Origin of the sequence: Streptosporangium longisporum (assembly GCF_039534895.1) — a bacterium.
Taxonomy (GTDB): Bacteria; Actinomycetota; Actinomycetes; order Streptosporangiales; family Streptosporangiaceae; genus Streptosporangium; species Streptosporangium longisporum.
Window position 1 is genome coordinate 386491 of sequence record NZ_BAAAWD010000006.1, and the last position, 24323, is coordinate 410813.

Sequence of the window (24323 nt, forward strand, 5' to 3'; positions counted from 1 at the left end):
CGGGCGGTGCCCGCGCGGGACGGCCGTCAGGCGGGCTCCCGCGTCACCGCGGCCGCCTCGGGCGTCCACGGGCCCACCGGCCGGTCCGTCCCCGCGAGCCACGTCGCTCCGCTGAGCGGCAGATCGGCGGCCGAACGGCCGGCCAGCACCGTGAAGGCGCCCTCCTCGACCCGCCAGGCGTGATGCCCGGCCGACCAGTGCCGGAAGGCCCGCGCCGACAGGTCCACGACGACCTCGGCGACCTCGCCCGGCCCGGCGTCGGCCAGGGCGTACCCGGCCAGCCAGCGGACCGGGCGGACCACGCTCGTGTCCGGCCGGGAGAGGTAGACCTGCACGACCTCCCGCCCGGCGCGACGGCCGGTGTTGCGCAGCCGGACCCGCACCGGCACCGGGGCGCCCGGGAGCGCGTTCCAGGGCACCGAGAGCCCCTCGTAGGACCAGGACGTGTAGCCGAGCCCGTGCCCGAACCAGTACGCGGGAGGCGCAGACCGCCGCAGCCAGGCCCGATGACCGATGTCCAGGCCCTCGGTGTAGGGAAGCGTCCCGTCGCGGGGGACCGTGGAGACCAGCGCGCGGTCCGCCCAGGTGGTGGGCAGCCGGCCCCCCGGTTCGGCGTGGCCGAACAGGACGTCGGCGAGGCCGTGCCCGGCCTCCTGCCCGGGGAACCAGCTCAGCAGCACGGCCGGTACCTCCTCGCGCCAGGGCAGGTCCACCGGGCCGCCGGAGTTGACGATCACGACGGTGGCCGGGTTGGCCGCGGCGACCGCGCGGACGAGTTCGTCCTGGCGTCCCGGCAGGCGCAAGTGCGTGCGGTCGGCACCCTCGCTCTCGATCTCCTCGGTGGTGCCGACCACGACGATGACCGCGTCGCAGTCCCCGGCGAGCTCCACCGCGGCGGCCAGCTCCACCTCGTCGGCCCGCCGGGGCGGGTCCGCGGCCAGGGACGAGGCGATACCGCTGCCGGGATCCAGGCGCCTGCGGGAGACGAGCTCCACCGTCCGGCCCGCGGTCAGGGCGAGCCGGGCGCGCCGGTACGGCGGGGACAGGTGCACGGTGGCGGGGTCATCGGTGTCCCGCTCCACCTCCTCGTCGACCAGGACGCGGCCGTCCGCCTCCAGCAGGACGTGGCCCCACCCGGCGACGGCCAGGTCCCACACGCCGTCCGCATCGGGGGTCAGCAGGGCGCGGATCTCGACGGTGACGGCGGCGTCGATCCGCGCGGGCTCCAGGATGCGGCCGGTCAGCCGGTGCTCGGCGTGCAGCTCCGCGCCCGCCGCGTCCAGCAGCCGGACCAGGACACCGGGTTCGCCGGTACGGGGGTCACGGGCGTTGCCCGTGCCCAGCGGGGTGGGACGGTCGCCGAGGGACGGGCCGGGCGCGTGGAGCACCTCCGCCGTGCCGGAGAGCGCCTCGCGGACGCCCTCCAGCGGGGAGACCACGGACGGCGGGTACACGCCCCCGCTCCCGCCGCCCTGGATCCGGGCCGCGGCGGCGTTCGGCCCGAGCACGGCGACCCTGCGCAGGCGCGCGGGGTCCAGGGGGAGCAGCGGGCCCTCGTTGCGCAGCAGGACGGCGCTGGCCGCCACGGCCCGGCGCAGCAGGGTCCGGGCGTGCCCGTGGTCCCGGGCCTGCACCCCCGACGCGCCCGGGAGGACAGCCGGGTCCACAAGGGCGTCCGTGTCCCGGAAGGCGTCCGGGAGGGTGCCCTGCTCCGGGACGACGTCCTGCTCCGCGAAGACGGACGGGACCGGGAAGGTGGCGGCGTCCGGGAGGACGGCGGGGAACGCGGGGACGGACGGGTCCGGGAGGGCGGCCGGGATCGCGGAGGGGGACGGGCCGGCGGGGCCCGGGAGGCCGGGATCCAGCGCGCCGACCCGGGCGGCCAGCAGGAGCAGGCGCCGGACCTTGTCGTCGATCGCGGCCTCGGGCACCTCGCCCGCACGCACCGCGGCCACCAGGGCCTCCCCCCACGCGCCTCGCGGCCCCGGCATCGCGAGGTCCTGTGCGGCGCGGGCGGTGCCGACGGTGGAGCGGACGCCTCCCCAGTCCGACACCACCACCCCGTCGAACCCCCACGTCCCCTTGAGCGGGTCGGCGAGCAGGGGGCTCTCCGACATGGTGGTCCCGTTCACCCCGTTGTAGGCGGACATGACGACCCAGACACCCGCCTGGACCGCCGCCTCGAACGGCGCCAGGTACAGCTCGCGCAGGGTCTGCTCGCCGACGCGGGCGTCGAGGGTGAGCCGTTCGGTCTCGGAGTCGTTGGCGACGTAGTGCTTGGCGGTGGCGGCCACCCCTCCCGCCTGGACGCCCCGGATGTAGGCGGCGCCGATCCGCCCGGTCAGCAGGGGGTCCTCGGAGTAGCACTCGAAGTGGCGCCCGCCGAGCGGGGAGCGGTGCAGGTTGAGCGCGGGCGCGAGCAGCACGTGCACGCCCTTGCGCCGCGCCTCGCTCGCGAGCAGCCCGCCGAGCAGGCCGACCAGCTCCTCGTCCCAGGTCGCGGCCAGCGCGGTCGCCGACGGCAGGGTCAGCGAGGTGTTCCGCTCGTCCCAGCCGTCGCCGCGCACCCCGACGGGGCCGTCCGAGAGGGCCATGGCCCGCAGCCCGATGTCCGGTTCGGCGTGGGTGGACCACACGCTCGCCCCGGTGAGCAGCCGCACCTTCCGTTCCAGGTCCAGTTTCTCCACCAGCCGGTCGAGCCCGTCGATGCTCACATGGTCCCCTTCACTGTCGGAGAGCGCTCTCCGAAACATCGCGGATCCCGCCCGGTCCGTACCGGACGGGGCCGGGATGGATACGCGGAAAGATCGGGTCCCGGCCTCTCCCCGGCCCCCCTTCGGGGACCGGGGAGAGGCCGGGCGAGAGCCCGAGTGCCCCGGCGGGGCCTCCCGCCCGGGGACCGATGACGCGGTCCCCGGCGCGGGAGGTCGGGCGGGTCTCCGGGGCGGGTGTCCGGGCCGGGGGTCAGGGCAGTTCGAAGTTCTCCGTGAGGGCGGCGCCGCGGTGCGGCTTGTACAGGTCGTAGCCACGCGGGTTGCACTGGAGGCCACCGTTGATGCAGTGGGTCACCAGGGCGTCCAGGATGGCGGGGTTGTCCCAGGCGTTGAAGAAGTCGTAGTGCCAGGTGTAGCCGCGGCCGCTGGCCAGCCGCGCCTGCGACAGGTCACCGCTCGCCGGGAAGGCGATCTTGAACTCCAGCATCGGCACCGCCACCGGGTGGGAGGGCGGGCAGTAGCCGTTCTCGGGGTAGGACATGTGGCTCTTGTGGTTGGGGCTGTCCAGGTTGACGCCGTCCCAGCAGCTCGGCGCCTGGTAGCGGACGTTCACCTGGCTGCCCGGCACGCAGGAGGCCGGGATGTCCCAGCTGCGGGAGAGGTCGCCGCACTCGAAGCCCTCGACGGCGCCGGGAGAGTCCCGGAACTCCGCCAGCGTCGCGGTCGGGCTGCCGACGACGAAGCGCAGGCCCTGCGGGAAGGGCTGCACCTGCCAGTAGTTGAGGATGCCGGACTTGTAGTAGATGACCTGGTCGCCGGTCGGCTGGACGAGCTGGTCGCCCTTGTAGAAGCTCGGGAACCAGTAGGCCGACCTGTCGTGCGGGTTGGTGCACGAGGTGCCGCCGCCCAGGAGCGAGGAGGCCGTGCTGTTCGCGTTGGTGGTCCTGTTGCCGACGAAGGTGTGCATGTGCGAGGCGCCGGGCAGGCCGGGGTAGACGATCGGGTCGTCGGGCCGGTTCGCCGTCCAGGAGCAGTTGGCCTGGAACTCGTGGTGCGTCACCTCGTCGGTGAACGTCGGCTTCGGCCGCGGGGTGGTCGTGGCGCCACCGGTTCCGTAGACCTGGAACTCCCACAGGGAGTAGCCGTAGCCGGTGGCGCGACCGGTGCCGTGCATGCGGATGTAGCGGCCGGTGCCGGTGAGGGTGTGGGTCTGGGTGCCGCCGGTGGCGTTGGTGGTGGAGTACAGGTCGGTCCAGGTGGTGCCGTTGGTGGAGGCCTGGATCTTATAGGCCTTGGCGTAGGCGCCTTCCCATCTCAGGACGACCTGGGAGAGGGTGGCGGTGGCGCCCAGGTCCACCTGGATCCACTGCGGGTCGGCGGCGGCACTGGACCACCGGGTCCCGTTGTCGCCGTCGAAGGCGGCTCCCGCGCCGTAGCCGGCGCCCTGGCTGGAGGACGCGGTCGCGGGCCTGTTCTGGGAGAGCGGGGTGTCCGCCGCGAGGGCGGGCGTGATGATCGTCAAGCCGGCCGCGACCAGCGCGGTGATCGTGGCTGCGACCAGTCCCAGGTGGAACCTGACCGTACGTCGGGATGGTTGCATCGACTCTCCTTCGAAGGGGGGTGGCCGCGGGGACGGCGGTTGGAGAGCGCTCTCCTACGAGATTGACGGGCTCCGTCGCGGATTGTCAAGACGCCGGTCCATCCGATCCGAGATCCACCGTTCACCCCTCCGCCACGTCCGCGTGGACGCGCGGTCGCGTCACCATGGCCGGAGGGGCGGCGCCGACCATGGGAAAAGTGACGTCTGAGGCGTATGTCCGTCCCCCGGAAGGCCCAGAAGTTTCCACGGTGTGAGCAGCGCGTTTCGGGACCGCACCGGGAAGAGCCTTGACACGCCCGATTCCCGGGAGCACTCTCGATGTCGGAGAGCGCTCTCCCTCCCCGTCGTTCGCGGCGGGCACCCCCCTTCTCGAGGAGAGATCGTGTATCCAGCTCGTGGTTCGGGCCGATTCCGGGCAGGCCCGGTCATCGCCGCCCTGGTGGGACTGGTCGTTTCCGGCCTGGCCCTCGTCGCGCCGCCGGCCGGGGCGTCCGCGTCGGCCGCCGGGACGTCGGCCTCCGGGGCTTCGGCAGCCGGGACATCGGCGGCCGGGACGGTCTCCGGCCGGGCGGCCGCCGACGTCCTGCTCTCCCAGGGCAGGCCCGCGACGGCCTCGTCGACCGAGGGCGCCGCCTGGGGCGCGTCCGCGGCGGTCGACGGAGACCTGACGGGCACGCGCTGGTCCAGCGCGTTCAGCGACCCGCAGTGGATCCAGGTGGACCTGGGCGCCACCGCCACCCTCTCCCAGGTCGTCCTGAGATGGGAAGGCGCCTACGCCAAGGCCTACACGATCCAGGCCTCCACCAACGGCACCACCTGGACCGACCTGTACTCCACCACCAACGCCACCGGCGGCACCCAGACCCACACCCTCACCGGCACCGGCCGCTACGTCCGCATGCACGGCACCGGTCGCGCCACCGGCTACGGCTACTCCCTGTGGGAGTTCCAGGTCTACGGCAGCACCGGCGGCCCCCAGGAGCCCGAGGAGCCCGGCACCTGGACCGAGGTGTGGAAGGACGACTTCGACGGCGCGGCCGGCAGCTCCCCCTCGGGGACGAACTGGATCCTGCGCACCGGCACCTCCTACCCCGGCGGCGCCGCCAACTGGGGCACCGGCGAGGTCGAGACGATGAGCGCCTCGACCGCCAACGTCTCCCTCGACGGCACCGGGAACCTGAGCATCAAGGCGATCAGGGACGGCGCCGGCAACTGGACCTCCGGCCGGATCGAGACCCAGCGCACCGACTTCGAGCCGCGGCCCGGCGAGATGCTCAGGTTCAGCGCCCGGCTCAAGCAGCCGAGCGTGGCCAACGCGCTGGGCTACTGGCCCGGCTTCCGCGCGACCGGCGCGGCCTATCGGGGCAACCACACCAACTGGCCCTCGGTCGGCGAGACCGACATCATGACCGGCGTCAACGGCCGCGACCAGCTGGCCAACACCCTGCACTGCGGCACCGCCCCCGGCGGGGTGTGCAACGAGTACGACGGCCGCACCAGCGGCTTCGCCACCTGCGAGGGCTGCCAGAGCGGCTACCACGAGTACACCCAGGTCATCGACCGCACCAGGACCGACGAGGAGATCCGCTTCTACCTCGACGGCCGGCAGACCTGGGTCGTGCGCGAGAGCCAGGTCGGCGTCGCCGCCTGGAAGGCCGCCGTGCACCACGGCTTCTACCTCCGCCTCGACCTCGCCGTCGGCGGCTCGCTGCCCAACGCGCTCGCGGGCGTCACCACACCGACCCCCGCCACCACCTCCGGGGGCGTGCTGAGCGTCGACCGGGTCACGGTCTCCCGCCAGAGCGGCACCGTCCCCGCCGCCATGACCGACCCGCCGGTCCCGGCCGGGCCGAGCACGGTCCGGGTGACCGGCACGCAGGGCAACTGGCAGCTCCAGGTCAACGGCTCCCCGTACCAGATCAAGGGGATCACCTACGGCCCGCCGCAGGCCGCGGCCGACGGCTACATGCGCGACCTGGCGGCCATGGGCGTCAACACGATCCGCACCTGGGGCGTCGACGACGCCCAGACCCCGGCCCTGCTCGACGTGGCCGCCCGGCACGGGATCAAGGTCATCGTCGGGCACTGGCTCAACCAGGGCGCCGACTACGTCAACGACACCGCGTACAAGACCAGCGTGAAGAACGAGATCGTCGCCCGGGTCAACGCTCTGAAGAACCGTCAGGGCGTGCTCATGTGGGACGTCGGCAACGAGGTCGTGCTGACCATGCAGGACCACGGCCTGCCCGTCGACGTGGTCGAGCAGCGCCGGGTGGCGTACGCGAAGTTCGTCAACGAGGTGGCGGAGGCGATCCACGCCGCCGACCCGAACCACCCGGTCACCTCCACCGACGCCTACACCCACGCCTGGACCTACTACCGGGCCCACTCCCCCGCCCTCGACCTGCTCGCGGTCAACTCCTACGGCGCGATCGGCACCGTGCGCCAGGACTGGGTCAGCGGCGGCTACACCAAGCCCTACATCGTCACCGAGGCCGGCCCCGACGGGGAGTGGGAGGTGCGCAGCGACGTCAACGGCGTCCCGGACGAGCCGACCGACCTGGAGAAGCGGGCGCAGTACACCGCGAGCTGGAACGCGATCAAGGGCCACACGGGCGTCGCGCTCGGCGCGACCATGTTCCACTACGGCCTGGAGAACGACTTCGGCGGCGTGTGGCTGAACACCACCACCGGCGGCTGGCGGCGGCACGGCTACCACGCGCTCAAGGAGGCCTACACCGGGCGGCCCTCGGCGAACACCCCGCCGGAGATCACCTCGATGACGGTCGGCTCGCAGACCGCCGTCCAGGCCGGGAAGCCCTTCACCGTCGAGGTCGCCGCGTCCGACCCGAACGGCGACCCGATCCGCTACAACCTGATGTACAGCGACAAGCACGTCACCGGCGACCGCGGCTTCAAGCACGTCAGGTTCACCCAGACCGGCCCCGGCAGGTTCACCGCGACCGCGCCGGAGCAGATGGGCGTCTGGAAGGTGTACGTGTACGCCTTCGACGGGCACGGCAACGCCGGCATCGAGCAGCGCTCGTTCCGCGTGGTTCCGCCGACGGTCTCCGGGACCAACGTGGCGCTCGGAAAGCCGACCACCGCGTCCAGCCACCAGGCGACCGGTGACGGCGGCCCGTTCACCCCGGGCCGGGCCACCGACGGCAGCTTCACCTCCCGCTGGGCCAGCGAGTGGGCCGACCCGCAGTGGATCCAGGTGGACCTCGGCGCGACCACCCCGATCCGGCACGTCCAGCTCGGTTGGGAGGGCGCGTACGGCAGGGAGTACCGGATTCAGACCTCGGTCGACGGCTCCACCTGGGCCGACGTCTACTCGACCACCTCCGGTGACGGCGGGTTCGACGGGATCGACGTCACCGCGTCGGCCCGGTACGTGCGGGTGAACCTGGCCAGGCGCGGCACGGCCTACGGCTACTCGCTCTGGGAGTTCGGCGTCTACCGGTAGGCGCGGGCCGCACGCGCGGACCCGGTCCGGGAGGCACGTCCCGGACCGGGTCCGCCGTGCGGGACGCCACGGGCCTCGCGCGCCCGCCGGACGGCTCCGTGCCGATCACGGACCGGCACGGCTCCCGGGCCACGAGACCGCGGGGCAGGACGCCGTGCGATCACGGATCGGCACGGCTTCCGCGTCGCGAGACCGCGGGACGGGGCGGAGGAACGCGGTTCCTAGATCGCCCCGACGTACACCCATCGGCCCGCGTGCCGGGTGAAACGGCTGTGCTCGTCCAGGTGTCCCGCCCGGCCGCCCTCGACGTAGTGGGCGCGGAACCGGACGGTGCCCTCGGTGTGCACGGCGCTGCCGCCGGTCGTCTCCAGCACCTCCAGACGCGTCCACCGGATCCGGTCGTCGAGGTCGACGCCCGGCGGGCGCGTCGACGGATGCCAGGTGCTCAGCAGGTACGCGCCGTCGCCGACGCCGAAGGCGCTGAACCTCGACCGCATCAGCGCCTCGGCCGTGGCCGCGGACGTCTCCCCGCCGTGCAGCCGCCCGCAGCAGTCCGCGTACGAGGCGGGCAGCCCGCACGGGCACGGGGCGGCGGGCACGGAACGGCCTCGGGGCCGCGGATCACGTCGGGACACGTCCCCAGTATGCCCGCGAGCCCTCCTCGTCAGAGCGGGAGGGTGAACGTGTGCGTCCCCGAGCCGACCTCGGCGGGGGCCGATCCGGGCAGGTCCACCTCGGCGACCGTGTTGGGCGGGACGACGGCCGTCACCGTGAGGGTGCCGCCGGCCAGCCGCCAGGAGACCGCGGCGTGCCCGTAGGGGGTGTCGAGGCCGGCCGAGGCCGAGGTGAGGCCTCCGCCGGGGCGCGGGGCGATGCGCATCCGCCGGTAGCCGGGCTCGGCCGGTGCCAGGCCGGCGACCACCCGGTGCAGGAAGTCGGCCACCGCGCCCAGGGCGTAGTGGTTGAACGAGGTCATCTCGCCCGGGTTGACGGTCCCGTCGGGCAGCATGCTGTCCCACCGCTCCCAGATGGTGGTGGCCCCCATCGTCACCGGGTACAGCCAGGACGGGCACTCGCGCTGCAGCAGCAGCCGGTAGGCCGTCTCCAGCTGCCCGGCGTCGGCCAGCGCGTCGCAGACCAGGGGCGTTCCCACGAAGCCCGTCGCGATCCGGTGGTCGTCGAAGGCGACCAGCTCGGCCAGCCTGCGGCCCGCCCGCTCCCGCTGCTCGGGCTTGTCCAGCAGGTCCATGCTCAGCGCGAGGGCGTACGCCGTCTGGCTGTCGCTGCTCAGGCGGCCCGCCGGGGTGACGTACTCGCCGCGGAACGCCTCGCGGACCGCCGAGGCGAGCGCGGCGTAGCGGGCCGCGTCCTCCTCGTGCCCGAGCAGCGCCGCGGTCTCGGCCACCAGGTGCGCGGTCCACGCGTGGTAGGCCGTGGCCACCAGAGCGCTGTCGGTCCTGGCCTTCTCGGGCCGGTCCGGGGGCGCCGCCGGGTCGAGCCAGTCGCCGAACTGGAAGCCGGTGTCCCACAGGTGACGGTCCCCGGCCAGTCCCGCGACCTGGTCGACCCAGGCGGTCATGCTCGGGTAGCGGGCGGCCAGCAGGCCGAGGTCGCCGAAGCGCCGGTACAGCGTCCAGGGCACGATCACCGCGGCGTCGCCCCAGGCCGCGGCCGGGCCGACCTCGAACACCAGGGGGATCCAGGGCACGTAGTGCGGGACGGTGCCGTACTCCTCCTGCTCGGCCGCGAGGTCCTCCAGCCAGGACGTCAGCGGGCCCGCGCAGTCGTACAGGAAGGACGCGGTGGGCGCGAACACCTGGATGTCGCCCGTCCAGCCGAGGCGCTCGTCGCGCTGCGGGCAGTCGGTGGGGATGTCGACGAAGTTGCCCCGCATGCTCCACAGGGTGTTCTCGTGCAGCCTGGTCAGCTCGGCGTCGGAGCAGGTGAAGTGCCCGGTCCGGCGCATGTCGGTGTGGCAGACCACCGCCCGTACCGCCTCCGGGTCGAACGCGCCGGGCCAGCCGTCCACCTGCGCGTACCGGAAGCCGTGCACGGTGAACGTGGGCTCCCACTCCTCGGCGCCCCCGTCCCCGCGCAGCGTGTACTCGTCGCGCGCGGCGGCGTGCCGCAGGGGACGCAGGGACAAGGCCCCGTTCTCCAGCACCTCGGCGTGCCGCAGCGTGACGGTGTGACCGGCGGGGCCCTGGACGCGGATGCGCAGGCGGCCGGAGATGTTCTGGCCGAAGTCCAGGACGGTCTCGCCGGACGGGCCGGTCAGCACCGCCACCGGGGCGAGCGTCTCGACGCGGCGCACGGCGGCGCCCGTCGGCGCGACCAGCCGGGCGTGGTCGAACGGCACGACGTCCGCGGGGACCCATCCGGTGTCGTCGAACCCCGGCCGCGACCAGCCGTCCGGGACCAGGCGGGCGTCGAAGCGCTCGCCGTCGTAGAGCGAGGCGGCCGTGACGGCGCCCCGCGCGCACCGCCACCCCTCGCCGGTGACCACCCGCGAGACGGTGCCGTCCTCGTGGACGACCTCCAGCTGGGCCACCAGCGCGGTCCGGTCGCCGTAGACGCCGGTGCGCCCGCCCTCGAACCCCACCCGTCCCCGGAACCAGCCGTCCGCCAGGGTGGCGCCGACGGCGTTGTCCCCCTGGCGCAGCAGGGCGGTCACGTCGTGCGTGCGGTAGCGCAGCCGGTGGGAGTAGCTGGTCCATCCGGGGGCCAGGACGTCGTCACCGACGACGGAGCCGTTGATCTCGACCTCGTGGAGCCCGTGGGCGGTGACGTACAGCCGCGCCCGCACGACGGGCGAGCGCACGGTGAACTCCCGGCGCAGGTGGACGGCGGGCCCGTCGGGCTCCCCGAGCAGCTCCACCGGCGGGGCGGCCGCGCGGGCGTGCCAGTCCCCCGGCTCCAGCAGCCCGGCCTCGACCCGGGCCCACGGGCTCCAGTCGCTCGCCGACCCGTCGCGGCCGTGGACGCGGACCCGCACCCGCCGGCTCCCGCGGGAGACGAGGGGCTCGCCGGGCCAGGGCACCAGCACGCAGGCGTCGCTCTCGACGATCCCGGTGGTGTGGACGGACGCGCCGTCGCCCTCGGTGCCGGAATCGGCGTCGGCGTCGCGGATCTCGATCTCGTACGCGCGCTGCAGCCAGTCCGGCAGTTCGGTGACGGTCCTCCAGGACAGCCGGGGAGCCTCCTGGCCGATGCCGAGCGGTTCCCGGTGGTGCTCGAAGACGGGCGGTTCGACGCGGAGGACGGGTTCGGTGGTCACGGGACGTGATGCTCCTTCGGGGTCAACCCTTGACGGCCCCGGCGGTCATGCCGGCGACGATCTTGCGGTTGAAGAAGACGAATGCCAGCAGCGGCGGGATCGTGATCAGCACGATGTCCATGAACAGCAGGTTCCACTGGGTGCTGTACTGGCTCTGGAAGTTGTAGAGGGTGACCTGCACGGTGGCGTTCTCGTCGCCCGGCAGGAAGTACAGCGGGTTGACGAAGTCGTTGAAGATCGTCACCGAGCTGGTGAGGATGACCGTGATCGTCACCGGCCGCAGCAGCGGGAAGATCACCTTGAAGAACAGCCGGAGCCCGCTGCACCCGTCGAGCTGCGCGGCCTCGTCGAGCTCGCGCGGGATCGCGGCGATGAACGCCCGGAACAGCAGCATCGCGTACGACACCTGGAAGGCGACCTCGACCAGGATGATGCCCGGCAGGGTCTTGAACAGGCCGATGGCCTGCAGCAGCCAGATCGTCGGCACGATCGCCGGTGGGATGATCAGCCCGGAGAGCACGAGGACGTTCGCGACGGTGGCGACGACGCCGCCCCGGCGCTGCAGGACGAAGGCGGCCATGGCCGCGAAGACGACGACCAGCGCCACCGACGCGACGGTGATGATCGTGCTGTTCAGGTAGGCCCGCAGCAGCACGTGGTCCCGTGCGGAGATCACCGCGACGAGGTTCTCGACGACGGGCCAGTTCGTCGGGAGCGCGAAGCTCAGGTCGGCCGACTCGGCCTCGTCCTTGACCGCGGTCAGCACCATGAAGGAGAACGGGACGAGGAAGACGACGGTCGCGACGAGCAGGACGGCGATCTCGCCCGCGGACCTGCGCAGCGTCCTCATGAGTAGACCTCCCGCTTTCCGAGGACGTACGAGAGCGGCACGACGATGGCCGTGACCACCACGAAGAGGATGACGTTGCCCGCCGTGGACAGGCCGAAGAACCCGGCCTGGTACTGCTTGTAGATGATCGAGGCGATGACGTCGCTGGTGAACCCGGGCCCGCCGCGCGTCATCGTCCAGATCAGGTCGAACGACCGCAGGCCCCCGATGAACGACAGAATGATCACCGAGTACGTCGCGGGCCAGCTCAGCGGGAGCGTGACGTGACGGAATCTGTGCCAGGCCGTCCCGCCGTCGGCGGCGACCGCCTGGTAGTAGTCCTGCGGGATGGACAGGATGCCCGCGATGTAGATGACGACCGCCAGGCCGACGCCCTTCCAGACGTCGACGATCACCACCGACAGCAGGGCGGTGCTCGCGTCGCCCAGCCAGTCGGGTCCCGAGACGCCCACCAGGGCCAGTGCCTTGTTGACCAGGCCGGTGTCGGGCCGCAGCAGCGCGCTGAACGTGATGCCGACCGCGACGGTGGACACCAGCACCGGGAAGAACACCACCGAGCGCAGGAATCCGCGGAGCCGCAGCTTCGAGGTCAGCAGGACTCCCAGCGCCATGCCCAGCACGACCTTGAGCCCGCTGGTCAGCACCGCGTAGACGATGGTGTTCTGGAATCCGATGCGCAGGTTCTGCTCGGAGAAGAAGTCGACGAAGTTCTCGAACCCGACGAACGTGCTGTCGAAGAGCGTCCAGCGGGTCAGCGAGAAGTAGAAGGCCATCACGGTCGGGATCAGGAAGATCACGACGTAGACCACGGCCGCCGGGATGTAGAGGGCGTAGGGGTACGGGCTCTTCGCGGCGCGGCGGGCCGGCCGGCGGCGGGTGCCGGACCCCGCGCCCGCGCGGGGTCCGGTGGTGCGCTGGGGGATGGTCACCACCCCGCCAGGCCCAGCTGCTTGGCCTGCTTCTCCACATCCTTGTCGTACTGGGCGGCACCCTCGGCCGGAGGCGTCAGGCCCGAGCCGACCGCGGAGGTGATCTGCTCCAGGGCCGGGCCCTTGACCGGGGAGACGAACTCCAGGGCGGGCGCGGTGGCCTTCCTGTCGATGTAGACCTGGAGGTCCTTGGCCACCTGGATGGCGTCGTCGGGGAGCTCGGCGCCCTCGATGCGGTAGGGACCGGCCGGCTGGACGGCCTTGTTGGCGGCGTCGGCGCCCTCCGGGGAGGCGATGAAGGCCAGGAACCTCTTGGCCTCGGCCTGGTGCTCGCCGGTCTTGGCGAGGTAGATGCCCGGCGGCTCCCAGATGGTGGCGCCGTTGACGGCCGGGTCGTCGCCCGGGATGGCGAAGAAGCCGATGTCGGTGGCCGCGGCCGGGGTGGTGGCGACCAGCGGCGGGAGCTGGGCGCTGAGCATGGGGTAGTGCGCACCCTTGCCCTCGACCAGCATCTTCATGCCCTGCTCGTTGGTGGCCGAGCCGAAGCCGGAGTTGAGCATGTCCTTGGCGTGCAGGTCGGCCAGGTGCTGGAATCCCGCCACCGCGGCCGGCGTGGTCGCGAACTTGGCCTTGTTGGCGGTGAAGTCCTGCGCGAACGTCGGCACCGCGGCCTGGACGTTGTAGTAGTCGCCCAGCACGAGGAGCTGGGAGGTCCAGGTGTCCTTGAACGTGGAGATCACCGGGGTGAGGCCGCCGGCCTTGATCTTCTCGTTGTTGGCCATGAAGTCGGCCCAGGTCGTGGGCACCTTCAGGGAGAGCTTCTCGTAGACCTTGCGGTTGTAGAGGATGCCGCCGCCCATGGCGGTGCCGGCCGGGATGCCGTACACCTTGCCGCCCTGGGTGACGACGGGCAGGTAGTCCTTCTGCACCTTGGCGAGCACCGGGTCCCCGGTGAGGTCGACCATGGTCTGGGCCGGGTTGAGCGCCTGGAGCAGCGAGCCGGAGTTGTACCAGAACACGTCGGCCATGTCGCCGGTGGACAGACGCGTCTTGACGATGTTGTCGCCCTCGGTCCCGCCGGGGCGGGTCTCCGTCTCGACCTTGACGGTGGGGTTGGCCCGCGTGAACGCGGCCGCGAGGGCCTTGGCCGTGTCCATGGTGGCCTGGCTGTTGTCCACCAGGAACGTCAGGGTCACGGGGCCCCCGCCCTCGGCCGCCGGTCCGGGGTCAGAGCCGCAGGAGGTCAGGGCCGCCATGGTGAGGACGGCGAGGGCCGCTCCCAGCGCGCGGTGAGAGGTGTTCATGACGCTCTCCAAGGTCCTATGAAATCGTTTTAAGGCCCGATTGCGAGTTAACGTAGGCGTCACACGACAGCCCGTCAAGGTCGCCAGCGGGCAACGATTCTCAACCGTTACCCGCTGAAACGCTGGGAGATCATCCTGCACACGCACACGATATCGCGTCATTACGGATAACGTTACCCACTGTTTTCCCAGCTCATCGGCCCGTCCCATCTCGATCGTCCTACCCGGTCCCGGCGGCTCAGGGCCGGGGCGGGGCGCCGGTGGAGTCGCGGACCACCAGCGACGGCGTCACCGAGAAGCGCACCGACGACGTCCGCCCCTCGATCCGCTCCAGCAGGAGGCGCCCGGAGGTCCGTCCCATGACCACGCCGTCCTGCTCGACGGTGGTCAGGGAGATGTTGGGAAGGGCCGCCATCCTGGTGTTGTCGTAGCCGGCGATGGAGATGTCCCCGGGCACCGACAGCCCGGCCTCGTGCGCCGCCGCCATCGCGCCCAGGGCGGCCAGGTCGGCGCCGGCGAAGATGGCCGTGGGCCGCTCCGGACGGCCCAGCAGCTCACGGGCGCCCACGTAGCCGCCCTCCTCGGTGTACGAGGTGGCGACGACGTCGATCTCGCCGTCGAGCCCGTGGTCGCGCATGACGCGCCGGTAGGTCTCCGCCCTGATCGTGTGCAGCAGGTCCACCGGCCGGGCGCGGCTCTTGTCCTTCTGCCCTATGTGCGCGATCCTGCGGTGCCCCAGGGCGATCAGGTGCTCCACCGCCAGCTCGGCGCCGAGCTCGTCGTCGTCGAAGACCGAGTCGAAGACCGGGGACCGCTCGTGGCGGCCCAGCACGACGGTCGGCACGTCCTTGGCGATCTCCTCCAGGCGCGGCCGGGAGGTGAGGGGGACGACCATGAGGATCCCGTCCACCTGCCGGTCGACCAGCGCGTTGATCGCCCGCTCCTCGGCCTGCGGGTTCTCCCCGCCCTGGATCATGATCGCCTGGTAGTCGGCCTTGCCGGCCTGCTCCTGGAGCCCGTCGAGGATGTCGGCGAAGAAGGGGTTCCTGATGTGGGGCAGCAGGACGCCGATGGTGAACGTCCGGCCCCGCATGGCGCGCGCCGCGGCCTGGGGCCGGTAGTCGAGCTCGTCGATCGCCGCCCTGACGCGCTCGCGCATCGCGGGGCTGACCCCGTAGGCGTTGCGAAGGACCTTCGACACCGCCGTGGTGGAGACCTCGGCGCGGCTGGCCACGTCGACGATCGTCACCCGCCGCCGCCGGGCGCCCGAATCCATGTCTCCCCCTCCGGACGACGTCACACCCGAATCGTACAGGCGGGACCCTCGTGGGCAACGTTCCCCACTTCGGCCCACCGAAGCACGCGAACACCCTCCTGGACCTCGGACCGGGTCGGGCATCGTTGACCGGAACGAGTCTTGACGGTCTTCCGCATTACACGTACGTTAACGGAACCCGGGATCTTCTAAAACGATTTAACATTCCGGGGCGGCGTCGTGGACGCTCCCCGCCGCACGCCGGGCCCGGCCCCGCCGTTCCCACCGGGACGGCTCCCACCTCCCGCCCCCCTCCCCGACCCTGGACCCGCACCGCCGCACCGCGGCCCGGCGGCTCCCGCGCACGCGTTCCCCTCCCCGATCGGCGTTCCGTCCGCCATGCCCACACCCCCCGAGATCGGAGATCGCATCATGTCCATCGACGCCCGGAGACACCCGCTCCGGCCACCCGGCGGCCACCGCCGCCACGCCCTGCGGCTGACAGGCACGCTCACCGCGGTGGCCCTCCTCACCGGCGCCCTCACCGTCCTCCCCGCCCGGAGCGCCGACGCGGCCGCGCCGGACTTCGGCCCCAACGTCACGGTCTTCGACCCGTCGACGCCCGCGGCCACCGTCCAGGCCCGGCTCGACGACGCGTACGCCGCCCAGAAGGACGACGAGTTCGGTACCCGGCGCACCGCCTTCCTGTTCAAGCCCGGCAACTACACCGTGGACGCGAAGATCGGCTACTACACCTCCGTCGCCGGACTCGGCTCCTCCCCCGACGACGTGGTCGTCAACGGTGCCGTCCGCGTCGAAGGACGGCCCGACTCCTCACCCGCCGGGGAGAACGCGCTCACGAACTTCTGGCGCTCGGCCGAGAACCTCTCGATCACCCCCGCGGGCGGCGTCAACCGGTGGGCGGTCTCCCAGGCCGCACCGCTGCGGCGCGTCCACGTACGGGGTGACCTGCAGTTGCGCACCGCCAACTTCGGCTACTCCAGCGGCGGCTTCATCGCCGACTCGGCGGTGGACGGGCGGGTGGACGCCACCACCCAGCAGCAGTACTACACCCGCGACAGCCGGATCGGCGGCTGGAGCGGATCGGTGTGGAACACCGTCTTCTCCGGCGTCCGGGGCGCCCCTCCGCAGAGCTTCCCCGACCCGCAGATGACCACGCTCGCCAGCACACCGGTCAGCAGGGAGAAGCCCTTCCTGACCGTGGACGCCTCCGGCGCCTACTCGGTGTTCGTGCCCTCGCTGCGCACCGCGTCCTCGGGCACCACGTGGGCCGGGGGAGCCTCGCCGGGCACCTCGATCCCGATCTCCTCCTTCCACATCGCCAAGCCCGCCGACACCGCCGCCACCATCAACGCCCACCTCGCGGCGGGCAGGCACCTGCTGCTGACCCCCGGGATCTACCGGCTCGACCGGGCGCTCGCGGTGCGACGGGCCGGCACCGTCGTGCTGGGCCTCGGGCTCGCCACGCTGCAGCCCACCACCGGCACCGCGGCCCTGGAGGTCGCGGACGTCGACGGCGTCCGGCTCGCCGGGCTCATGGTCGACGCCGGGCCCGTCACCTCGCCGAACCTCCTGACGGTCGGTGCCGCCAAGACCGGCGTGTCCCACGCCGCCGACCCCGTCTCCGTCCAGGACGTGTTCTTCCGCATCGGAGGCGCCACTGCGGGAAGGGCGACGAACAGCCTGCTGGTCAACAGCGACGACGTCCTGATCGACAACATCTGGGCCTGGCGCGCCGACCACGGGACGGGCGTGGGGTGGTCGGCCAACACCGCCGACACCGGCGTCACCGTCAACGGCGACGACGTCACCGCGCTCGGCCTGTTCGTCGAGCACTACCAGAAGCACCAGACCGTCTGGAACGGCCAGGGCGGGCGTACCGTCTTCTACCAGAGCGAGCTGCCCTACGACCCGCCCGGCCAGGCCTCCTGGAGGAACGGCGCGTCCAACGGCTACGCCTCCTACCGGGTGGGAGCGTCCGTCACCACCCACCAGGCCTGGGGCCTGGGCGTCTACTCCTTCTTCAACCAGAACCAGCGGGTCTTCGCCGACCGGGCGATCGAGGTGCCCGACCGCGCCGGCGTCGCCCTGCACGGCATGGCCTCCGTCTTCCTCGCCGGCAGCGGCGGCATCCACCACGTCGTCAACGGCACCGGAGCCGCCGTCACCGCCACCGGCGACGTCGCCTACCTCGTCGACTACGCCGGCGGCGTACCGGTGAACCCCACCCCGAAGAAGGGCGTCGGCGCGATCGCCTACAGCGGCGACCAGGCCCGCCTGGCGGCCACCGGCTCCCGCTGGTACTACAACTGGTCGACCACCGGGCAGGCGGGAAACGGCGTCGAGTTCGTCCCCATGGTGTGGAACGGCGCGGCGGCCACCCCTGCCACGATCTCGGCGCTGACGACCGGACGGCAGCAGGGAAGGTACACCCACCTGCTCGGCTTCAACGAGCCCGACCTCGCCGACCAGGCGAACATGACCGTCACCCAGGCGCTCGACACGTGGCCGTCCCTGCAGAGCACCGGCCTGACCCTCGGCAGCCCCGCGCCCGCGAACTACTGGAGCGGCTGGCTGGACGACTTCATGACCGGCGCGCAGCAGCGCGGCTACCGGGTCGACGTCATCACCCTGCACATCTACCCCGACTGGACCAACCCCGGTGTCGTCGAGGAGGTACGCGGCATCCTCGCCGACGCCTGGAACAAGTGGCGCAAGCCGATCTGGCTCACCGAGATCGGCACCATCGACACCTCGGCCTGGAAGGCGATGTACGGCACGCCCACCCACGCCCGCGCCGACACCGCGATCCAGAAGATCGTCGCGCTGCTGGAGAGCCTGCCCTACGTCCAGCGCTACGCCTGGTTCGCCGACAACTGCTCTCACAGCCCCACCTGCCTGTTCTCCACCCTCCACGACGCCGGCGGCAGGCCGACCAGCCACGGGACGGCCTTCGCGACCGGCCGCCGGACCGGCCCGGTCGGAGTGTTCCGGGTGGTCAACAAGGCACAGCCGACCGTCGCGCTGCACTCGGCGGGCGAGGCCTACGACGGCGGCGCCGGCCGGGCCTCCGCCGTCACCCCCGCCTCCTGGGGCTGGGACCAGCAGCGCTGGCAGATCGCCGACGCCGGGGGCGGCTACCACACCCTGACCAACGTCGGATATCCCGGCGCCCGGCTCACCACCACGGCCGACCCCTACCCGGGCGGCACCGGCAACTACAAGATCATGAACACCCCGGCGGAGGCCGGTGACGCCCAGCTCTGGCGGATCACGGCCACGTCCGACGGCTACTACCGCCTGGTCAACAAGGCCCGCGGCACCGCCCTGCAGTCGACCTTCGACCCCTACAACGGCCGCGCCGACTCCTTCCAGGTCGCGGGCACGTCCGCCGCCTTCGTCAACGACCAGCAGTCCTGGACCCTGGTGCCGGGCTGACCCGCTCACGTCGTACGTTCTCCCGGAGAGCGTCGTACGTTCTCCGGGAGAACACCGACAGGGCCCCGGCGCCATGATGCGCCGGGGCCCTCGAGATTCAACACCGTCCACCGGCCCTGGGGCCGGCCTACCTGAACTACATGCATCACGTGCGTACCGCAGCCGCGCCGTCCACGGCCGGGACCCTTCGCCTACCGCTGGTCCTGGCACGTCCGACGTGTCTGTCGTTCACCGCCGTAGCGGCCTGTCCACGACCGGAACCCTTCAAGCACCCGGCTCCGGCACGTCCGACGTGTCTGTCGTTCACCGCCGTGGCGGTGCGTCCACGACCGGAACCCTTCGACCGCTCGGCTCCGGCACGTCCGACGTCCTGCCCGCTCACCTCGTACCGCGGCTGCTTCGCCCACGGCCGGGACCCTTCGCCTACCGCTGGTCCTGGCACGTCCGACGTGTCTGTCGTTCACCGCCGTGGCGGTGCGTCCACGACCGGAACCCTTCGACCACCCGGCTCCGGCACGTCCGACGTTCGTCCTTCTTCACTGCATCGTCTTTGATCGTCCAGCTGTCCACGCTCGTCCGGGCAGTTCGTCGTGATGCCTACGTCCTGCTCTGCCCTCGTGGATCCGTTCCTTGCGATGTCAGGAACACTACCCCCGCCCACCACAGATGTCTACTCCGGCCACTGTAGATTTTCGGCGCCGGGAACTGAAGGATCGAACCGGGTGCGGGCCGGCACCGTCAGGGCGGCGGAGTCGTGGGCGGCCGGCCGGGAAACCTCCGGCACCGGCCGGGGCCCCTCACCTCTCACCTCGGGTCCGGACCACCCCGATGTGGCCGGGCGTCGCCTTTGCCCCCCGCGCGGGAGGGCCGGCTCGGCGGTCGACGGCCCGGCCGGTGGAAGCATGACGGCCCCGCCACCGATCCAGTGGCCGCCTGACCCGCGGGAACGGGACCATGGGAAGGTCGGCTCATGCGCCATCCCGCCGGATGTGACCGACGGAAGAAGACGAAGGAGGCGGTATGGCCGAGGAACGGCTGAGGCTGGCCGAGGTACTGGCTGCCGCGGAGGCCGCCGCGCCGATGGAGTCCCTGGACGTGGTGGCGCGCAACCTGCGGGAGCGGTTCGGGGCCAAGCGGGTGTCCTTCCTCTTCGTCGACCTCATCGGACGCGAACTGGTGCGGGTGACCGAGCAGAGCACGGTGCAGAACAAGCAGGGTGCCGAGTACATCCGGCTCGACGGCAGCGACTACGAGGACGTGCTGCGCACCCAGGAGCCGTACTCGGTGGCCGACGGCGAGGGCGGGCGGAGGGTGATCGCACCGGTCAGCAACCGCGGCGACGCGATCGGGGTGCTGGAGGTGACCGTTCCCTCCCTCGACCACGACGTGCTGGAGCAGGTCGCCCAGGCCGCGCACGCCCTGGCGTACATCATCATCACCGACCGGCGCTTCACCGACCTCTACCACGTGCGCCGCCGCACCACCCCGACGAGCCTGGCCGCGGAGATCCAGTACCGGCTTCTTCCGGACGCCTCCTGTTGCGAGGCGGCCGACTTCACCCTCGCCGCGGGCCTGGTGCCCGCCGACGACATCGGCGGCGACACCTACGACTACGCCCTCGATCATGAGAATCTGCACGTCTCCCTCACCGACGCCATGGGCCATGACGTCGACGCGGCCCTGCTGGCCACCCTCACGGTCAACGCGTTGCGCGGAGCCCGCCGCGCGGGCGCCGACATCGCCGAGCAGGCACGCCAGGCCCACCAGGCCATGCTGGACCACGGTCGCGGCGCCATGACCACCGGGCAACTGCTGCGCATCGGCATGGACGGCACCGGCGCCGAACTCGTCAACGCCGGCCATCCCTGGCCGCTGCGCCTGCGCGAGGGCACGGTGACGGAGGTGACGTTGCAGATCGACCCGCCCTTCGGCATCGCTCTGCGCGGTTCCGCGCGCGGCTCCTACCGGGTGCAGCGCCTGGATCTGCGCGCCGGCGACCGGCTGCTGCTGATCACCGACGGCATGCACGAACGCGGCGCCGCGGCCGTCGATCTGCCCGCCCTCCTGCGCGACACCCGCCACCAGCACCCCAGGCAGGTCGTCCAGGCCCTGGTCGCCGCGGTGATAGACGCCTGTCAGGGGCACATGGCCGACGACGCGACCACCGTGTGCCTCGACTGGCGCGGCCCCTCACCCGCCCCCGGCTCACCCTGACGCCCCCCTCCAGGACGGCGACCGCCACGGGTCGTGACGTCCGGCACATGGACCGGCGAACCCCGTCCCCGAAGGGTGGGTCGGGGTCCGTGCGCTCCGGGGTCTACTTCAGCAGCTGACGGGCCATCACCATGCGCTGGATCTGGTTGGTGCCCTCGTAGATCTGCGTGATCTTGGCGTCGCGCATCATGCGCTCGACCGGGTAGTCGCTGGTGTAGCCGTACCCGCCCAGGAGCTGGACGGCGTCGGTGGTGATCTCCATGGCGGCGTCGGAGGCGGCGCACTTGGCGGCGCTGGAGAAGAAGGTGAGGTCCTTCTGCGGCTCGCCCTCCATGGCCCGCTCGGACCTGGCGGCGGCCGCGTAGGTGAGCTGCCGGGCGGCCTCCAGCTTCATGGCCATGTCGGCGAGCATGAACTGCACGCCCTGGAACTCCGCGACGGCCTTGCCGAACTGCTTGCGCTCCTTGACGTACCCCACCGCGTAGTCGAGGGCGCCCTGGGCGATGCCGAGCGCCTGGGCGGCGATGGTGATGCGGGTGTGGTCCAGCGTGGCCAGCGCGGTCTTGAAGCCGGTGCCGGGCTCGCCGATCAGGCGGGAGGCGGGGATCCGCACGTTCTCGAGGATGACCTGGCGGGTCGGGGAGCCCTTGATGCCCAGCTTGCGCTCCTTGGCGCCGAAGCTGACGCCCTCGTCGCCCTTCTCCACGACGAACGCCGAGATGCCCCTGGCCCCGACGCCCGGCTCGGTGACGGCCATCACCGTGTAGTACTCGGACACTCCGGCGTTGGTGATCCACATCTTGGCGCCGTCGAGCACGTAGTGGTCGCCGTCCGCCACCGCGCGGGTCTTCATGGCGGCCGCGTCGCTGCCGGCCTCCGCCTCCGACAGGGCGTACGAGAACATCGCCTCGCCCCGCGCGACCGGTGCCAGGTAGCGCTGCTTGAGCTCTTCGGAGGCCGACAGCAGCAGCGGGACGGTGCCGAGCTTGTTGACGGCGGGGATCAGCGAGGACGAGGCGCAGGCCCGCGCCACCTCCTCGATGACGATGACGGTCGCGAGGGCGTCGGCACCGGCACCGCCGTACTCCTCGGGAACGTGCACGGCGTGCAGGTCCGCCGCGACGAGCGCCTTGTAGACGTCCCAGGAGAACTCCCCGGTCTCGTCGGCCTCGGCGGCGCGGGGGGCGATCTTCTCGTCGGCGAGGGCGCGGACCGTCTCGCGGAGCATCTGGTGCTCTTCGGGCAACGCGTAGAGAGGGTAGCTCATGGGCAAATAGTAGGACGTCCAACAAAGTATGGAGCGATCCACCCCGTCAGATCTCTGTCCCGGCGTTTGCGCAGGTGGCAAAGTGACCGTGTCGGATGCCGATACCCTGACGGCAAAGAATTGGGCAGAACCGAAAGGAGCACCAGTGGCCTACCGCCTGACGATGGTGGGAACCGGATACCTCGGTGCGACGACGTCCGCATGCATGGCCGAGCTGGGCTTCGAAGTGCTCAGCCTCGACGTGGACGCGGAGAAGATCGGCCGCCTTCAGGCCGGGGATCTGCCCATCTACGAACCCGGGCTGGAGGAGGTGCTGAGGCGCAACCTGGCCAACGGGCGGCTGCGCTTCACCACCTCCTACGAGGAGGCCGCGGCCTTCGGGGACGTGCACTTCCTGTGCCTGGGCACCCCCCAGAAGCCCGGGGAGTACGCCGCGGACGTGTCCTACCTGGACGCCGCCATCGAGTCGCTCGCCCCCCACCTGAACCGTGAGTGCCTGGTCGTCGGCAAGTCCACCGTCCCGGTGGGCACCGCCCAGCGACTGGCCGACAAACTGGCCCGGCTCGCGCCCATCGGCGCGGGCGCCGAACTGGCGTGGAACCCCGAGTTCCTCCGCGAGGGGTTCGCGGTGAAGGACACCCTGCACCCCGACCGGATCGTGCTGGGCGTCGCCTCGGACCGGGCCGAGAAGGTCATGCGGGAGGTGTACGCCTCCATGCTGGAGATGGGCACCCCGATAGTGATCACCGACTATCCGACGGCCGAGCTGGTCAAGGTGGCCGCGAACGCCTTCCTGGCCACGAAGATCTCCTTCATCAACGCGATGGCCGAGGTCTGCGAGGCCGCGCACGCCGACGTCAAGCAGCTCTCGCTGGCGCTCTCCTTCGACGACCGCATCGGGGGGAAGTTCCTCAACCCGGGGCTCGGTTTCGGCGGGGGGTGCCTGCCCAAGGACATAAGGGCCTTCATGGCCCGTGCCGGGGAGCTCGGCGCGGACCAGGCGCTGACCTTCCTGCGCGAGGTGGACGCGATCAACATGCGCCGCCGCGCCCGGATGGTCGACCTGGCCCGCGAGCTGGCCGGAGGGTCGTTCCGCGGCTGTACGGTGGCGGTGCTCGGCGCGGCCTTCAAGCCCAACTCCGACGACATCCGCGACTCCCCGGCCCTCGACGTGGCGGTGAAGATCAGGGAACAGGGCGGCCGGGTGACCGTCTACGACCCGGTGGCCCAGGAGAACGCCCGCCGTGCCCACCCCAACCTGTCCTACGGGGGGTCCGCGCTGGAGGCGGCCAAGGACGCCCACGTCGTGCTGCTGCTGACCGAGTGGCAGGAGTTCATCGCCCTGGATCCCGAGGAACTGGGCTCGGTGGTGGCCTCCCGCAAGATCGTTGACGGCCGTAACGCCCTCGACGCCGAGGTCTGGCGGGCGGCGGGCTGGCACTACCGCGCCCTCGGCCGTCCCTGACCCCCGGTCCCGGCCCCGGGTCCGCCCGGCGGCCCGGGGACGGTGGCGCCTCACGGGGACGCCGCCGGGTACGAGGAATCGCCTCGTGCGAAGGCCGTCCCCCGTGAACGGCACCCGACGCGAAGGACCGCTTCACACAGGAGGGGCTTCACGCGGGAGGCGATTCGCGCGACGGTGATCTCACACGAAAGCGGCGGGCTCCCGATATCGGCCGGGGGCCCGCCGCTTTCGCGACCGGCGTCCGAGGAGTCTTGTCGCTCCCCGGTCCGCCGTGCTTCACGTCACCAGTAGTAGTACCAGTAGTCCCTGTACCAGCGGCGCCGACGCCGGTAGCGGCGTCTCCAGCGGTCCGGGTCGTGCTCGAGCCGGGAAGTCCCGGAAAAGATCGCATTGAAGTTCATGGCCACCTCTCTTCATTGCCGATCTCTCGAATCTTTCGCTCTCCACCGTATCCGCCATAAAAGGCAAATACATAAAATCGCCTTCAATTTGGATTAACGATACTTTTAGTGGATATTTC

General features: G+C 71.7%; 13 protein-coding genes. 4 read left to right on the forward strand and 9 right to left on the reverse strand.

Features of this window, described 5'->3' with window-relative positions; genetic code table 11:
- Window positions 1-26: 26 nt before the first annotated feature.
- A complete protein-coding gene (locus ABD832_RS05800) occupies window positions 27-2714 on the reverse strand; it encodes a glycoside hydrolase family 3 C-terminal domain-containing protein (protein WP_344889459.1) in 2688 nt (895 codons plus the stop codon).
- 250 nt (window positions 2715-2964) lie between these two features.
- Window positions 2965-4314 carry a DUF1996 domain-containing protein gene (locus ABD832_RS05805; RefSeq protein ID WP_344889462.1) on the reverse strand — a complete coding sequence of 450 codons (1350 nt, stop codon included), beginning with the start codon at window positions 4312-4314 and terminating at the stop codon, window positions 2965-2967.
- A gap of 382 nt (window positions 4315-4696) precedes the next feature.
- On the opposite strand from ABD832_RS05805, the gene ABD832_RS05810 reads away from it, so the two are divergent.
- Window positions 4697-7783, forward strand: a complete 3087-nt coding sequence (locus ABD832_RS05810) for a discoidin domain-containing protein (RefSeq protein ID WP_344889465.1) — start codon at window positions 4697-4699, stop codon at window positions 7781-7783.
- Between the two features lie 221 nt (window positions 7784-8004).
- On the opposite strand, the gene ABD832_RS05815 is transcribed toward ABD832_RS05810, so the two are convergent.
- From ABD832_RS05815 to ABD832_RS05840, 6 genes are all read right to left on the reverse strand, one after another.
- Window positions 8005-8382, reverse strand: a complete 378-nt coding sequence (locus ABD832_RS05815) for a YchJ family protein (RefSeq protein WP_344889468.1) — start codon at window positions 8380-8382, stop codon at window positions 8005-8007.
- Window positions 8383-8447: 65 nt separating this feature from the next.
- Window positions 8448-11060: a glycoside hydrolase family 78 protein gene (locus ABD832_RS05820; protein ID WP_344889471.1), complete on the reverse strand. Its 2613-nt coding sequence runs from the start codon at window positions 11058-11060 to the stop codon at window positions 8448-8450.
- 22 nt (window positions 11061-11082) lie between these two features.
- Window positions 11083-11910, reverse strand: a complete 828-nt coding sequence (locus ABD832_RS05825; protein ID WP_344889475.1) for a carbohydrate ABC transporter permease — start codon at window positions 11908-11910, stop codon at window positions 11083-11085.
- A complete protein-coding gene (locus tag ABD832_RS05830; protein WP_344889478.1) occupies window positions 11907-12839 on the reverse strand; it encodes a carbohydrate ABC transporter permease in 933 nt (310 codons plus the stop codon). Before ABD832_RS05830 ends, ABD832_RS05825 begins: the two co-directional genes overlap by 4 nt.
- Window positions 12836-14143, reverse strand: a complete 1308-nt coding sequence (locus tag ABD832_RS05835; RefSeq protein ID WP_344889481.1) for an ABC transporter substrate-binding protein — start codon at window positions 14141-14143, stop codon at window positions 12836-12838. Before ABD832_RS05835 ends, ABD832_RS05830 begins: the two co-directional genes overlap by 4 nt.
- A 238-nt stretch (window positions 14144-14381) precedes the next feature.
- Window positions 14382-15419: a LacI family DNA-binding transcriptional regulator gene (locus ABD832_RS05840; RefSeq protein ID WP_344889483.1), complete on the reverse strand. Its 1038-nt coding sequence runs from the start codon at window positions 15417-15419 to the stop codon at window positions 14382-14384.
- 411 nt (window positions 15420-15830) lie between these two features.
- On the opposite strand from ABD832_RS05840, the gene ABD832_RS05845 reads away from it, so the two are divergent.
- Both ABD832_RS05845 and ABD832_RS05850 read left to right on the forward strand, forming a co-directional pair.
- Window positions 15831-18857 carry a glycosyl hydrolase gene (locus ABD832_RS05845; protein ID WP_344889486.1) on the forward strand — a complete coding sequence of 1009 codons (3027 nt, stop codon included), beginning with the start codon at window positions 15831-15833 and terminating at the stop codon, window positions 18855-18857.
- A gap of 1020 nt (window positions 18858-19877) precedes the next feature.
- Window positions 19878-21071 (forward strand): PP2C family protein-serine/threonine phosphatase, encoded by a 1194-nt coding sequence (locus ABD832_RS05850; protein ID WP_344889489.1) that lies wholly within the window; start codon window positions 19878-19880, stop codon window positions 21069-21071.
- Between the two features lie 103 nt (window positions 21072-21174).
- Here the strand turns inward: ABD832_RS05850 and ABD832_RS05855 are convergent, their stop codons facing one another.
- Window positions 21175-22338 (reverse strand): acyl-CoA dehydrogenase family protein, encoded by a 1164-nt coding sequence (locus ABD832_RS05855; protein WP_344889492.1) that lies wholly within the window; start codon window positions 22336-22338, stop codon window positions 21175-21177.
- A gap of 163 nt (window positions 22339-22501) precedes the next feature.
- Here ABD832_RS05855 and ABD832_RS05860 point away from each other — a divergent pair, with 163 nt between their 5' ends.
- The gene (locus ABD832_RS05860; RefSeq protein ID WP_344893342.1) at window positions 22502-23803 is read left to right on the forward strand and encodes a UDP-glucose dehydrogenase family protein; all 1302 of its coding nucleotides are present in this window, start codon (window positions 22502-22504) and stop codon (window positions 23801-23803) included.
- The last annotated feature ends 520 nt before the right edge of the window (window positions 23804-24323 follow it).

Bases quoted from the DNA above. Each gene is read 5' to 3' on its own strand.
- ABD832_RS05835 (WP_344889481.1), bottom strand. From the start codon at position 14,143: ATGAACACCTCTCACCGCGCGCTGGGAGCGGCCCTCGCCGTCCTCACC.
- ABD832_RS05845 (WP_344889486.1), top strand. From the start codon at position 15,831: ATGTCCATCGACGCCCGGAGACACCCGCTCCGGCCACCCGGCGGCCAC.
- ABD832_RS05840 (WP_344889483.1), bottom strand. From the start codon at position 15,419: ATGGATTCGGGCGCCCGGCGGCGGCGGGTGACGATCGTCGACGTGGCC.
- ABD832_RS05825 (WP_344889475.1), bottom strand. From the start codon at position 11,910: ATGAGGACGCTGCGCAGGTCCGCGGGCGAGATCGCCGTCCTGCTCGTC.
- ABD832_RS05850 (WP_344889489.1), top strand. From the start codon at position 19,878: ATGGCCGAGGAACGGCTGAGGCTGGCCGAGGTACTGGCTGCCGCGGAG.
- ABD832_RS05860 (WP_344893342.1), top strand. From the start codon at position 22,502: ATGGTGGGAACCGGATACCTCGGTGCGACGACGTCCGCATGCATGGCC.
- ABD832_RS05805 (WP_344889462.1), bottom strand. From the start codon at position 4,314: ATGCAACCATCCCGACGTACGGTCAGGTTCCACCTGGGACTGGTCGCA.
- ABD832_RS05855 (WP_344889492.1), bottom strand. From the start codon at position 22,338: ATGAGCTACCCTCTCTACGCGTTGCCCGAAGAGCACCAGATGCTCCGC.